The following is a 12,727-nucleotide window of genomic DNA, read 5'->3' as shown; positions in this document are numbered from 1 at the left end:
CCATGCGTGCCATCCGTTGCCTGACCTTGCTGCTGGCGCTGTTCGCCCCAGCTGCCTTCGCCGAAGGCCTGTATCAGGTAGAAATGATTCTGGTGCGGCAGAACAGCGTGCCCGCCTTCACCAGCCCGTTCGCCCCCGAAGACTGGAGCGCCGGCGCCCCGCGCCTGGCAAAAGACGCCGAACGCCGCCTGGCGCTGGAAGACGAAGCCACCCGCCTGGAAGCCACCGCCGACTACACCGTGCTGCTGCACAAGGCCTGGCAACAGCAAGTAGGCAGCGAGCCCAGCCGCATCGCGCTGGGCGAAGGCGCCGAGCGGTTCGGCCACTTCCCTATCGAGGGCAACCTCAGCGTCGCTGAAGGCCGCTTCATCGCGGTCGAGGCCAACTTCTGGGTCAACCAGCTGGACAGCAACGGCAACGTACTGCAAAGCGAGCAGTTCAAGCAGAGCAACAGCAACGTCAAGGGCGGCCAGCTGACCTTCCTCGACGGTGGGCACCTGGCGGTGCTGCTGAAGGTGACACCGCCGGGCACGCCGAAAATGCCGGTGATGGACCCGGAGATGATGGAGCAGTGATGTGAGCGATGGCGATGCGCAGCAACTGCTGAGGGCCTATCCGGGGTGGGTCGACTTCATCGAAGCCGGCACGATGGCACGAGGCCGCAGCTATGCTGCGCAAGAGCGAGCACGCATCCTGTCGCTGCACGGCGCAACGATCGAAGCCATCTGCAAGGGCTCCACAGGCGAGACCTACCAGCAGAACATCCGGCTGGTCGTTAACTACGGGGACCTGCGGGTATTTGGGCGCTGCAGCTGCCCAGTTGGGCTCAACTGCAAACACTGCGTCGCGGCGCTGCTGCAATTGCAGGACGGCCTCGACGCCGCAGGCCCCCATGAACAATCCGCCCTGTCGCTGCCACCGGACCTCAACCTGTGGGTGCAAACCCTTGAGTCCCCCTCCCAACCTGCATCGCCTCAAGGGCCAGCACGCAAAGGCCCGGCAATCTATTACCGCATTCACGTGGATCACGGCGTCTGGCGACTCGAGCCGATCAAGGGCACCCGACAGGCAGACGACACCTTGAAGATCGGTCGCATCACATCGATGCCCGAAATGCTCTACTACACACCTCGCTACGTCACAGAAGACGATGCGCGGCTTTTGCGCCTGATTGATTCGCGCAGCGAAACCACTACGCCCATGGCGCAACTGGAAGGCAAGCAGGGCGGGGAGCTCTACAGCTATGCCCTGGCCACCGGTCGCCTGCTATTTGAGGACGACTTGGCGCCACTGTCCCCTGGGCCGGAGCTGCATGCCGAGTTTCGCTGGGTCAGGCTGGACAATGGCAGCTACCGTGGCGCCTGGTACCACGATGATCACCAGCAGTTGCGGGCAGTGCCCATCGAGCCCATGCACTATGTCGACCGACAGCGGCATTTGACCGGCAAACTGCGCCACGACCTCGACCCCTTCATTGCCAGCCAGCTTGCGCGCGCGCCCATCGTGCCGGAGCATCTGGTCATCCCCTTGAGTCACCGATTGAACGCCTTGAACCGTCACGTCCCCACGCCCACTGCCGTGAGCACCGAACATATCGAAGACATCACGCCAAACGGGCGACTGACGCTGGGCAGCCTCGAATTCAGCGCCTACATGCCCAAGACCGGCCGTATGCAGCGACAACTGCAACACCGTGCCGCGCTGGCATTCGACTACGACGACCTGCGTACCAGCGGTAACGACGAAAAGCCGCTGACCCGCCTGGTCGGCAACACCAGCCAGCGCATCCGCCGCCAGCCGCAAGCCGAACAGGCCCTGCGCAAGGTGTTACGCGACCTGGGCTTCAAGGCCGCCACCCGGCAGAGCAAGGCGCTGCCCGACAGCGCCGGCGAAATGTTCCAGCTACCCGACGACGAGGCCTGGCTGCGTTTCGCCCGCGAAGGCCTGCCGCGCTTGCGCCAAGCCGGTTGGAACATAGACGTCCAGCGCGACTTCGCCTTCAACCTGCAGGAGGTGGACGACTGGTATGCGAGCATCGACGAGGCGCCCGGCCATGAATGGTTCGACCTGGAGCTTGGCATTGTGGTCGATGGCCAGCGTCACAGCCTGCTGCCGATCGTGTTGCAACTGCTACGCAGCAGCCCAGAGCTGCTGCGCCCCAGCGAACTGGCCCGGCGCAGTGACGACGAGCACCTGCTGATCGACCTCAACCGTGGTCGCCTGGACAGCCCGGCCCTGCGCGTCGCCCTCCCGTATGGCCGCGTCAAAGCGGTCATGGCCACCCTGGGCGAGCTCTACCTGCACGAACACACAACCGGCCCGTCCCTGCGCATGGAACGTGCCGACGCCGCGCGCCTGAACGAAATCGAAGGCCTGCCCCTGCAATGGGAAGGCGGCGAGCACGTTCGCGACCTGGGCCGGCGCCTGCGCGATGCCCGTGATTTGCAGGTTGAACCACCGACAGGGCTGCAGGCCAGCATGCGCCCCTACCAGCAACAAGGCCTGAACTGGTTGCAGGCCCTTCGCGAGATGGGCACCGGTGGCATCCTGGGCGACGACATGGGCCTGGGCAAGACCCTGCAGGCCTTGGCCCACTTGCTGCTGGAGAAAGAATCCGGGCGCTTGAGTACACCGGCACTGGCGGTCATGCCCACCAGCCTGATACCCAACTGGCTCGACGAAGCCCAGCGCTTCGCCCCCGATCTGCGCGTACTGGCACTGCATGGGCCGGGGCGCAGCAAGCATTTTGCCACGCTGCATGAGTACGATCTGGTCCTGACCACCTACGCCCTGATGCCACGCGACCTCGAACACCTGCGCACGCAGGCCTGGCACGTCCTGGTACTGGACGAGGCGCAGAACATCAAGAGCAGCACCAGCAAGGCCGCCCTCGCCGTCTGCGAGCTACAGGCCGGCCAGCGCCTGTGCCTGACCGGTACGCCGATGGAAAACAACCTGGGCGAGCTGTGGTCGATCTTCCACTTCTTGATGCCCGGCTGGCTGGGCGACCTCAAACGCTTCAACCAGGACTACCGCACGCCGATCGAGCGCCACGGCGACAGCGAGCGCATGGCCCACCTGGCCAGCCGCATCCGCCCGTTCCTGCTGCGCCGCACCAAGGAACAGGTGGCCACCGAACTGCCGGCCAAGACCGAGATGGTGCACTGGGTCGAACTCAGCGACGCCCAGCGCGATACCTACGAGGCCGTGCGCGTGGCCATGGACCAGAAGGTCCGCGACGAAATTGCCCGCAATGGCGCCGCACGCAGCCAGATCGTCATCCTCGACGCGCTGCTCAAGCTGCGCCAGGTATGCTGCGACCTGCGCCTGGTCAAGGGCGTGGAAAGCAAAGGCAACCAGGCCGACAAGGGCAAGCTGGGTGCACTGCTGGAAATGCTCGAAGAGCTGCTCAGCGAAGGCCGCCGCGTGCTGTTGTTCTCGCAGTTCACCTCGATGCTGGCGCTGATCGAACAGGAGCTGGAAAAGCGCAAGATCCGCTACAGCTTGCTGACCGGCGACACGCGCGACCGTCGCACACCCGTGCGGCAGTTTCAGCAGGGTGACAGCGAAGTGTTCCTGATCAGCCTCAAGGCGGGGGGCGTGGGCTTGAACCTGACAGCTGCGGACACCGTGATCCACTTCGACCCCTGGTGGAACCCGGCCAGCGAAAACCAGGCCACCGACCGCGCCTACCGCATTGGCCAGGACAAGCCGGTGTTCGTGTTCAAGCTGATTACCCGGGGGACGGTGGAAGAGAAGATTCAGCTGTTGCAGCAGGAAAAGGCGGCGCTGGCGGCCAGCTTGCTGGACGGCGGCCAAGCCGGGCAGTGGCGGCTTGGCGACGAAGAAATCGAGGCACTGTTTGCGCCGCTGCCTGGAAAGCGCGGGCGTTGAGGCCGCACCTTCTGCTGCCTGTACCGGCCTCTTCGCGAGCGTGCCCGCGAAGAGGCCAGCGCGATCAATCGACCAGCTGAGCGTCCTTCAGCGCACCCAATGCCTCCAGCCAGCGCGGCTGCTGACGGTAATCGGTCCGCGCAAACCCTTGCCCGCGCATGCGCGCAATCCGCGGCGACGGCTTGACCTTCATGCGCTGTGCCGCACTCAGCGCCAGCTCTGCCGCCGCCCGGTCATTGCATACCAGGCCCATGTCACAGCCGGCGCTTAACGCCGCCTCGATACGACTGGCCGCGTCCCCCACCACATGCGCACCGGCCATCGACAGATCATCGCTGAAAATCACCCCGTCAAAGCCCAGCTCACCACGCAGGATGTCCTGCAGCCAACGCCGCGAGAAGCCAGCTGGCTGGTTATCGACCTGCGGGTAGATGACATGCGCCGGCATCACTGCCGCCAACTGCCCGCTCAGGCGGGTGAACGGCACCAGGTCGGCCTGGCGCAGTTGCTCCAGGCTGCGCTCATCGGTAGGGATCGCCACATGCGAGTCCGCCTCGGCCCAGCCGTGCCCAGGGAAGTGCTTGCCACAGGCCGCCATGCCGGCCGCATTCATACCACGAATGAACGCCCCGGCCAGTTGCGTGGCACGCAGCGGGTCACCCTCGAAAGCTCGGCTGCCAACCACGGCACTACGCTGGTGATCCAGGTCGAGCACAGGGGCAAAACTGAGGTCCAGGCCAACCGCCAATACCTCGGTCGCCATTAGCCAGCCACACTGCTCTGCCAGGTAATCGGCATTGTCATTGTCGGCCAGCGCGCGCATGGCTGGCAGCCGCACAAAGCCCTGGCGCAGGCGCTGTACGCGGCCACCTTCCTGGTCCACCGCCAGGATCAGCTCGGGGCGAATAGCGCGGATCGACGCGCACAACTCGCGCACCTGACGCGGGCTGTCGATGTTGCGGGCAAAGATGATCAGGCCAGCCACTTCGGGCTGACGCAACAGGTGACGGTCTTCGGCGGTCAGCCATTTACCGGCGATATCCACCATCAGGGAGCCTTGCAGGCTGACGGTCATGGGTAATCCTTCATTGAAAACTTCAGAGACGCCCACTGGGGGCAGGCGGCTTGCTCGATACGTACCGGGCAATGGGCCGGCACCCGCTCGAACAGGCTTAGCAAGTCGGTGTTGCGCAGGCGTATGCAGCCATGGGACAACGCTATGCCCATGGGTTCCGTGTCAGGGGTGCCGTGCAGGTAGATATAGCGGCGAAACGTATCGACCGCGCCCAGGCGGTTGACACCGGGTTCACAGCCGCTGAGCCAGAGGATGCGAGTGAGGATCCAGTCGCGATCTGGATTTTTCGCATGCAACTCCGGCGACCACACCTCTCCAGCCCAGCGCCGCCCGACCAATACCGCATTCAGCGGCAGCCCCGCGCCAATCTTCGCCCGCACCTGATGCATGCCACGCGGCGTGCAGCCTGAACCATTGCGCTCACCGGCACCGTTGCGCGCCGTGGAAACCGGCACACGCACGCGCAGCTGGCCACGGGCAAAACCGTACAGGCATTGATCAGCAAGGGAGATGTGCAGCAGATCGAGATCGGGCATGAGCGCTAGCTTAGCCGAAGCGCCCTGCCTCGCCCAGCCTTCAGGCCTTGGCTGTGGCGCTACTGATCTTGGTGCGCGGGCGCAACTGCGCAGTGGCCATGGCATCGTCGGTGACACCGCTGTCGGCGCGCATGCCTGCAGCCAGGAACGGCACCATCAGGCGCATCACCTGCTCGATCGAGGTGTTGATACCAAAGTCGGTCTCGGCAATCGCCCGCAGGGCCTTGATACCGGACATGCTGAAGGCCGCAGCACCAAGCATGAAGTGGACGCGCCAGAACAGCTCCAGTGGCGGAATGCGTGGCGCAGCCTCGTTGACCAGCAGCATGTAGCGGCGAAACACCTTGCCGTACATGTCTTCCAGATAACGCCGCAGGTGGCCCTGGCTCTGGCTGAACGCCAGGCCCAGCAGGCGCATGAAGATCGACAGGTCGTTGTTGCTGCGCGGCTGCACGGCCAACGCCTGCTCTACCAGCATTTCCAGCAGTTCTTCGAGGGTCGGCTTGTGCTCCGGCTTGGCCTGGCGCCGCTCCAGCTCACGCTCGAGGCTGGTGCAGAACGGGCCGAGGAAGCGCGAGAACACCGCCTGAATCAGTGCCTTCTTGGAGCCGAAGTGATAGTTGACGGCCGCCAGGTTGACCCCGGCCTTGCTGGTAATCAGCCGCAACGAGGTTTCGGCGAACCCCCTTTCCGCGAACAGCTGCTCGGCAGCATCGAGAATGCGTTCAACGGTTTCCGATTGGGCCATGACTACTCCGACTACTCCGCCAGACAAACAAGTGTTTGAAACATACGTTTCAGCCCTGCTTCTGTCAAGGCTCGGTGACCGGGCGGTCGCCATTTAAAAGTGCCAGACGCCCGGCTGCAAGCGCCACCTGTACTGTTTATTGCGCCTTTTGGCTTGCAGCGCATCCAGTACTGTATATAATCCCAGTCACTGTACAAAAAGACAGAGCGCTCACCATGTTGAAACTGACGCCACGCCAAGCCGAAATTCTCGCGTTCATCAAGCGCTGCCTGGAAGACAACGGCTTCCCGCCGACCCGCGCCGAAATCGCTCAGGAGCTGGGTTTCAAATCGCCCAACGCCGCCGAGGAGCACCTCAAGGCCCTCGCCCGCAAGGGCGCGATCGAAATGACGCCAGGCGCCTCGCGCGGCATCCGCATTCCTGGCCTGGAAACCAAAGCCGAAGAAAGCGGCCTGCCGATCATCGGCCGGGTTGCTGCTGGCGCGCCGATTCTTGCCGAACAGCACATCGAGCAATCCTGCAACATCAACCCTGCCTTCTTCCACCCCCAGGCCGACTATTTGCTGCGCGTACACGGCATGAGCATGAAGGACGTCGGCATCTTCGATGGCGACCTGCTGGCGGTACACACCTGCCGCGAAGCGCGTAACGGCCAAATCGTGGTAGCGCGCATCGGCGACGAAGTCACCGTCAAGCGCTTCAAGCGCGAAGGCAGCAAGGTCTGGCTGCTTGCCGAAAACCCCGAATTCGCCCCCATCGAAGTCGACCTGAAAGAACAGGAGCTGGTGATCGAGGGCTTGAGCGTCGGCGTCATTCGCCGCTGATCCAGGAGGCGTCATGCAGCAGTTCATTCACGCACCCGAGCAAGCCCAGTTGCCCCTGTTCGAAGCATTCCTCGCCCAACCCGTGCTACCTGGCCTGAAAGCCAGTGAACTGGCACGCAAGAGCAGCCAGCCGGACCTCTTCAGCGAATTGTCGCTACGCGGTGCCCCAGAGCACTGCCAAAGCCTGCTGGCACCCGTCCTGCGCGAGCTGAGCGAAGAAGATGAGGCCCGCTGGCTGACCCTGATCGCTCCGCCATCGAGCCTGACACAGGCCTGGTTACGCGATGCCGGGCTCAACCGTGAACGTATTCTGCTGCTGCAACCCCGCAGCAATCAAAGCCCACTGCAACTGGCCTGCGAAGCTTTGCGCCTTGGCCTCAGTCACACCGTGGTCAGCTGGCTGGGCAACGTCAACGCCACCTCACGCCAGCAACTTCTGCGCGCAGCCAGCACCGGAAACGCACAAAGCCTGAACATCCGCCTCGGCTGATGTCCAGGCTTTGCCTGGTAATTCAAAAAGCTTGATACGCCGCTGCACCCTCAGTGCAGCACGCGCGGCCCTTCATCACGCTCGAGCTCGCCATCCATCAGGCGACCGGCCATCTGCACGCCCACACTGAGCATGGCCTTGGCCACTTCCACATGCTGCCCCTGCAGGAACACCTTGGCGTCTTCCGAGAAATCCAGGGTTACCAGAGAGCCCTCATCCTCGGCGCGACGCAGTTCGATGCGGCCATCAGGCAACTCGACAATTTCCAGAAAAGACGTAGACATAGATGGCAGTTCTCCGCGAAAGGCCGTTATTGTACCAGCCGCTGCGGCTATCAGCACTCACTCAACGCGTCGCGGAAACGTCTCACCAAGCCCTTGAGGTTGTTGCGCCAGCTTTCCAACTCGGCACGCGACAGCGCTGCAGGCTCAGGTTCATCGAGATTGACCGCTTGAATCAGGGGTTGGGTAACGTCGGTTTTCGGCGCTTTCCTGGCGACCGGTGGTCGGAACAAATCGGCATAAGCACCGAGCATTTGCGCCAGCCACGTTTCACGCTGGCGAGCCAATTCCAGCAACTCTGCCACTTCCGGAATGGCGATGCCGCTCAGGGCGTCGTCAGCCAAGGCTTGCTCGACCCCTGCAACCACCGGCAAGCGGTAGAAGCCACCAATTTCATGGCACAGCCCCAGCAGCGCACCATACAGATGGAACAGCGCCGACTCGCGCTCGGCCTGGACCAGGCCCTGGGCATTCATGGCCTGGCTTTGTTCGGCCTTGGCCATGGATTCCAGGGCGAGACCGGCAAAAAACAGTTTCTGATTGGTGCGGGTATAGAGTTCCTGGGCCATTTCAGTGTGCTCCCATGAGGCTGCAAGGCGGATAGCTGCATCATAAATGATTGGGGCCGCGAAGAGCGGCCCCAATTACAACGCCAAACGATCAGCGCTTGTCTTCAACCTTCCACGCATTACCGTCGTAGAACGCCTTCCAGCCGGTCGGCTTGCCATCGACCTCGGACTGCACGTACTGCTCCTTGGTCTTGCGGCTGTAGCGAATTACCGCCGGGCGGCCATCTGGGTCTTTCTGCGGCGCATCGCACAGGAAGTGGTACTTCGGGTCGATCTCATGCTTGTGCGGCACGATCTCGAGCACCAGCGGCGCGCGGGTTTCGCGGTTTTTAGGGAACTGGCTGGCAGCCAGGAACAACCCCGAAGCACCGTCGCGCAGCACATAGGTGTCGTCGACCTTCTCGCACTTGAGCTCCGGCATGTCCACCTTGTCCATCTTCGGTGGTGCCGCCTCGCCACTCTTGAGCAGCTTACGGGTGTTCTTGCATGCCGGGTTGGTGCAGCCGAAGAACTTGCCGAAACGACCGGTCTTCAATTGCATCTCGCTGCCGCACTTGTCGCACTCCAGGCTAGGCCCTTCGTAACCCTTGATGCGGTAGCTGCCCTCTTCGATCTCATAGCCAACGCAATCGGGGTTGTTACCGCAGATGTGCAGCTTGTGCTTCTCATCCAGCAGGTAAGCGTCCATCGCCGTGGCGCAGATCGGGCAACGGTGCTTGCCCAGCAGCACGCGCGACTCCGATTCGCCCTCGTCATCAGCGGCAATTTCGTCGCCCGGCACCAGGTTGACGGTGGCCTTGCAGCGCTCTTTTGGCGGCAAGGTGTAACCCGAGCAACCCAGGAACACACCGGTGGACGCGGTGCGGATCATCATTGGCCGGCCACATTCCTTGCACGGAATGTTGGTCATGGTCGGCTGGTTGGCGCGCATGCCGTCTTCGCTGGACTCGGCAGTCTGCAGCTTCTTGCTGAAGTCGCCGTAGAACTCGTCGAGCACGTTCTTCCAGTCACGCTCGCCCTGGGCCACGTCGTCGAGGTTCTCTTCCATGTCGGCGGTAAAGCCATAGTCCATCAGGTTGGAGAAGCTCTCCGACAGGCGCTCGGTGACGATATCGCCCATCTTCTCGGAGTAGAAGCGGCGGTTGTGCAGGGTCACATAGCCACGGTCCTGAATGGTGGAAATGATCGCCGCGTAGGTCGATGGGCGGCCGATGCCGCGCTTTTCCATTTCCTTGACCAGGCTGGCTTCGGTGAAGCGCGCCGGTGGCTTGGTGAAGTGCTGGCTCGGGTCGATCTGGATCAGCTTTAGCGCTTCACCCTGAACCATTTCTGGCAGCACGTCGTCTTCGCCCGGCTTGCTCTGCTGTGGCAGCACACGGGTGTAACCGTCGAACTTGAGGATACGACCCTTGGCACGCAGCTCGAAATCACCGGCAGCCACGGTAACGCTGGTGGACAGGTACTGCGCAGGCGGCATCTGGCATGCCAGGAACTGGCGCCAGATCAGCTCGTACAGGCGCTCGGCGTCACGCTCCATGCCACTGAGCTTGGTCGGGTGGGTATTCACGTCAGAAGGACGAATCGCTTCGTGCGCCTCCTGGGCGCCTTCCTTGCTGCCGTATACCAGCGGCGCTTCCGGCAGGTACTGCTTGCCGAATTCACGCTCGATGTAGCTGCGCGCCATGTCCAGGGCATCAGCCGACAGGTTGGTCGAGTCGGTACGCATGTAAGTGATGTAGCCGGCTTCGTACAAGCGCTGGGCCATCATCATGGTTTTCTTTACCCCAAAGCCCAGGCGGTTACTGGCTGCCTGCTGCAGGGTCGAAGTAATGAACGGCGCCGACGGTTTGCTGCTGGTCGGGCGATCTTCACGCTTGACCACGCTGTAGCTGGAAGCCTTCAGCTTCTCTAGCGCAGCCATGGCCTGGGCTTCGTTCAGCGGCTTGAAGGCCTCGCCCTTCTCGCGCGCCACCTCAAAACGCACCTTGGCGTTCTTCGCGGTGCCGAGGTCGGCGTGGATCTCCCAGTACTCTTCCGGGATGAACGCGCGGATTTCACGCTCGCGCTCCACCACCAGCTTGACCGCTACCGACTGCACACGGCCAGCGGACAGGCCACGGGCAATCTTGGCCCACAGCAGTGGCGAGACCATGTAACCGACCACGCGGTCAAGGAAGCGCCGCGCCTGCTGGGCGTTGACCCGGTCGATGTCCAGCTCGCCCGGCTGCGAGAAGGCCTCCTGAATGGCCTTCTTGGTAATTTCGTTGAACACCACGCGCTTGTAGCGGGTGTCGTCGCCGCCGATGGCCTCGCGCAGGTGCCAGGCAATGGCTTCCCCCTCGCGATCCAAGTCGGTTGCGAGATAGATGGTGTCGGCATCCTTGGCCAGGCGGCGCAGTTCTTCGATCACCTTTTCCTTGCCAGGCAGGATTTCGTACTTCGCCTTCCAGCCATGGTCGGGGTCGACACCCATGCGCGCTACCAGCTGGCGACGAGCTTTTTCTTTCGGCGAAAGGGCCGGAGCCTCACCCGCGGCCTTGCCACGCTTGGCGGCCGGCTCTTTGCTCGCGCTGGCCGAACCGCTGGTGGGGAGGTCTCGGATATGGCCGATACTCGACTTCACCACGTACTGGTTGCCCAGGTACTTGTTGATGGTCTTGGCCTTGGCCGGGGATTCCACAATGACCAGCGATTTGCCCATGGATCGGAGTATTCCTGAATCTGAAGATGAAAAACGCGTCAGGTGCCAGACGCGGCACCGCTATATATAGTGGCAAAAGTGTGAGGTCAAGCTCGGACGATCACTCGTGCGACTTGCCCAGCAACCCAGGCAGCCCTTCTTCGGCCTTGACCAAAGCAAAGCGTGGCACCTGCTCGCCGTCAACCTCGACGCACTCCTGGAACATCGAAAGGGGGCGCACCCAGAAGCTGTAATCACCATACAGGCATTGGTAGAACACCATCCACTCTTCGCTTTCGGAGTGCCGCGCAACACTGAAGACACGGTACTCAGGCCCTTTGTAATGCCGGTATACGCCTGGTTGTATCTGCATGTTGCACACCCTCTTGAATAAAACCTGAAAAAAACAAAACCGGGGCACATGGCCCCGGCTGCTGTCCTGCTACGCGATCAGACGCGTTCGAAGACAGTGGTGATACCTTGCCCCAGGCCGACGCACATGGTCGCCACCCCCAGCGTACCGCCATTTTGCTTCATGACGTTGAGCAGGGTGCCGGAAATCCGCGCCCCGGAGCAACCGAACGGGTGGCCCAAGGCAATCGCGCCGCCGTGCAGGTTAACCTTCTCATCCATCTTGTCGAGCACTTTCAAGTCTTTCAGCACTGGCAGGGCCTGTGCAGCGAAGGCTTCGTTGAGCTCGATGAAGTCGATGTCGGCCATGGTCAGGCCGGCACGCTTGAGGGCTTTCTGGGTCGAAGGCACCGGGCCGTAGCCCATGATCGCCGGATCGACACCGGCCACCGCCATCGAACGGATCACTGCCAATGGCTGGATCCCCAGGTCCATGGCACGCTGGCCGGACATGACGATCATGCACGATGCGCCATCAGTGATCTGCGACGAGGTACCGGCCGTGACAGTCCCCCCTTTCGGGTTGAACGCCGGCTTGAGCGACGCCAGGCCTTCGAGGGTGGTTTCCGGGCGAATGGTTTCGTCGAAATCGAACACCTTCAGGAAGCCGTTCTCGTCATAGCCCTGCATCGGGATGATCTCGTCCTTGAACTTGCCTTCGACCGTGGCCTTGTGGGCCAACTGGTGCGAACGCACGCCGAACAGGTCCTGCTGCTCACGGGTGATGCCATGCATCTTGCCGAGCATTTCTGCAGTCAGGCCCATCATCCCGGAAGCCTTGGCGGCATGCAAGGACAGGTGCGGGTTGGGATCGACGCCGTGCATCATGCTGACGTGCCCCATGTGCTCCACGCCACCGACCACGAACACATCACCGTTACCGGTCATGATCGCCTGGGCGGCAGTGTGCAGCGCGCTCATCGACGAACCGCAAAGACGGCTGACGGTCTGGGCCGCAGAGGTGTGCGGGATCTGGGTCATCAGCGACGCCATGCGGGCGATGTTCCAGCCCTGTTCCAGGGTCTGGTTGACGCAGCCCCAGATCACGTCCTCGACTTCTTTCGGGTCAACCTTGCCGTTGCGTTCCAGCAACTTGCTGATCAGGTGCGCCGACATGTCTTCGGCGCGGGTATTACGGTGCATGCCACCCTTGGAGCGGCCCATTGGCGTGCGACCGAAGTCGACAATCACCACGTCTCTTGGATTCAGGCTCATATCA

The 12,727-nt window shown here is 62.5% G+C and carries 12 protein-coding genes; 4 read left to right on the top strand and 8 right to left on the bottom strand.

Going from position 1 to position 12,727, the window contains the following annotated elements:
• The first annotated feature begins 2 nt into the window (after positions 1-2).
• Together ACNQP3_RS08590 and ACNQP3_RS08585 are read left to right on the top strand one after the other, a co-directional pair.
• Positions 3-575, top strand: coding sequence for a CsiV family protein (locus ACNQP3_RS08590; RefSeq protein WP_012271353.1), 573 nt, complete (start codon positions 3-5; stop codon positions 573-575).
• 1 nt (position 576) lies between these two features.
• On the top strand, positions 577-3,894 hold the full coding sequence (locus ACNQP3_RS08585; protein ID WP_264316931.1) for a DEAD/DEAH box helicase: 3,318 nt from the start codon (positions 577-579) through the stop codon (positions 3,892-3,894).
• A 64-nt stretch (positions 3,895-3,958) separates the two neighbouring features.
• Here ACNQP3_RS08585 and nagZ read toward each other — a convergent pair whose 3' ends face one another.
• Genes nagZ through ACNQP3_RS08570 form a run of 3 tightly spaced genes read right to left on the bottom strand, consistent with a single transcriptional unit; the run spans position 3,959 to position 6,253 of the window.
• Positions 3,959-4,957, bottom strand: coding sequence for a beta-N-acetylhexosaminidase (nagZ, locus tag ACNQP3_RS08580; protein WP_179028070.1), 999 nt, complete (start codon positions 4,955-4,957; stop codon positions 3,959-3,961).
• A gap of 8 nt (positions 4,958-4,965) precedes the next feature.
• Positions 4,966-5,505, bottom strand: a complete 540-nt coding sequence (locus ACNQP3_RS08575; RefSeq protein WP_012271350.1) for a L,D-transpeptidase — start codon at positions 5,503-5,505, stop codon at positions 4,966-4,968.
• Positions 5,506-5,545: 40 nt separating this feature from the next.
• Positions 5,546-6,253 (bottom strand): TetR/AcrR family transcriptional regulator, encoded by a 708-nt coding sequence (locus tag ACNQP3_RS08570; protein WP_012271349.1) that lies wholly within the window; start codon positions 6,251-6,253, stop codon positions 5,546-5,548.
• 215 nt (positions 6,254-6,468) lie between these two features.
• Between ACNQP3_RS08570 and lexA the strand changes: the two genes are divergently transcribed.
• Together lexA and sulA are read left to right on the top strand one after the other, a co-directional pair.
• Positions 6,469-7,077 carry a transcriptional repressor LexA gene (gene lexA, locus ACNQP3_RS08565; protein ID WP_012271348.1) on the top strand — a complete coding sequence of 203 codons (609 nt, stop codon included), beginning with the start codon at positions 6,469-6,471 and terminating at the stop codon, positions 7,075-7,077.
• 13 nt (positions 7,078-7,090) lie between these two features.
• Positions 7,091-7,567, top strand: a complete 477-nt coding sequence (gene sulA, locus ACNQP3_RS08560) for an SOS-induced cell division inhibitor SulA (protein ID WP_012271347.1) — start codon at positions 7,091-7,093, stop codon at positions 7,565-7,567.
• 50 nt (positions 7,568-7,617) lie between these two features.
• Here sulA and ACNQP3_RS08555 read toward each other — a convergent pair whose 3' ends face one another.
• From ACNQP3_RS08555 to fadA, 5 genes are all read right to left on the bottom strand, one after another.
• Complete coding sequence (locus ACNQP3_RS08555) at positions 7,618-7,851, bottom strand: hypothetical protein (RefSeq protein ID WP_003248777.1); 234 nt, start codon at positions 7,849-7,851, stop codon at positions 7,618-7,620.
• Between the two features lie 50 nt (positions 7,852-7,901).
• Complete coding sequence (locus tag ACNQP3_RS08550) at positions 7,902-8,417, bottom strand: DUF6586 family protein (protein ID WP_012271346.1); 516 nt, start codon at positions 8,415-8,417, stop codon at positions 7,902-7,904.
• A gap of 91 nt (positions 8,418-8,508) precedes the next feature.
• Positions 8,509-11,118 (bottom strand): type I DNA topoisomerase, encoded by a 2,610-nt coding sequence (topA, locus tag ACNQP3_RS08545; protein WP_012271345.1) that lies wholly within the window; start codon positions 11,116-11,118, stop codon positions 8,509-8,511.
• Positions 11,119-11,218: 100 nt separating this feature from the next.
• Positions 11,219-11,470: a DUF1653 domain-containing protein gene (locus ACNQP3_RS08540; protein WP_012271344.1), complete on the bottom strand. Its 252-nt coding sequence runs from the start codon at positions 11,468-11,470 to the stop codon at positions 11,219-11,221.
• Positions 11,471-11,547: 77 nt separating this feature from the next.
• Positions 11,548-12,723, bottom strand: a complete 1,176-nt coding sequence (fadA, locus tag ACNQP3_RS08535) for an acetyl-CoA C-acyltransferase FadA (protein WP_012271343.1) — start codon at positions 12,721-12,723, stop codon at positions 11,548-11,550.
• Between the last annotated feature and the right edge of the window lie 4 nt (positions 12,724-12,727).

The sequence above is a fragment of the Pseudomonas sp. LFS074 genome (genome assembly GCF_047978165.1).
Lineage (GTDB): Bacteria > Pseudomonadota > Gammaproteobacteria > Pseudomonadales > Pseudomonadaceae > Aquipseudomonas > Aquipseudomonas putida_P.
This window is presented reverse-complemented; position numbering and strand designations above follow the sequence as displayed.

Coding starts and splice junctions, on each gene's coding strand:
- ACNQP3_RS08555 (WP_003248777.1), bottom strand. CDS start 7,851: ATGTCTACGTCTTTTCTGGAAATTGTCGAGTTGCCTGATGGCCGCATC.
- topA (WP_012271345.1), bottom strand. CDS start 11,118: ATGGGCAAATCGCTGGTCATTGTGGAATCCCCGGCCAAGGCCAAGACC.
- ACNQP3_RS08550 (WP_012271346.1), bottom strand. CDS start 8,417: ATGGCCCAGGAACTCTATACCCGCACCAATCAGAAACTGTTTTTTGCC.
- ACNQP3_RS08540 (WP_012271344.1), bottom strand. CDS start 11,470: ATGCAGATACAACCAGGCGTATACCGGCATTACAAAGGGCCTGAGTAC.
- sulA (WP_012271347.1), top strand. CDS start 7,091: ATGCAGCAGTTCATTCACGCACCCGAGCAAGCCCAGTTGCCCCTGTTC.
- ACNQP3_RS08575 (WP_012271350.1), bottom strand. CDS start 5,505: ATGCCCGATCTCGATCTGCTGCACATCTCCCTTGCTGATCAATGCCTG.
- lexA (WP_012271348.1), top strand. CDS start 6,469: ATGTTGAAACTGACGCCACGCCAAGCCGAAATTCTCGCGTTCATCAAG.
- fadA (WP_012271343.1), bottom strand. CDS start 12,723: ATGAGCCTGAATCCAAGAGACGTGGTGATTGTCGACTTCGGTCGCACG.
- ACNQP3_RS08570 (WP_012271349.1), bottom strand. CDS start 6,253: ATGGCCCAATCGGAAACCGTTGAACGCATTCTCGATGCTGCCGAGCAG.
- ACNQP3_RS08590 (WP_012271353.1), top strand. CDS start 3: ATGCGTGCCATCCGTTGCCTGACCTTGCTGCTGGCGCTGTTCGCCCCA.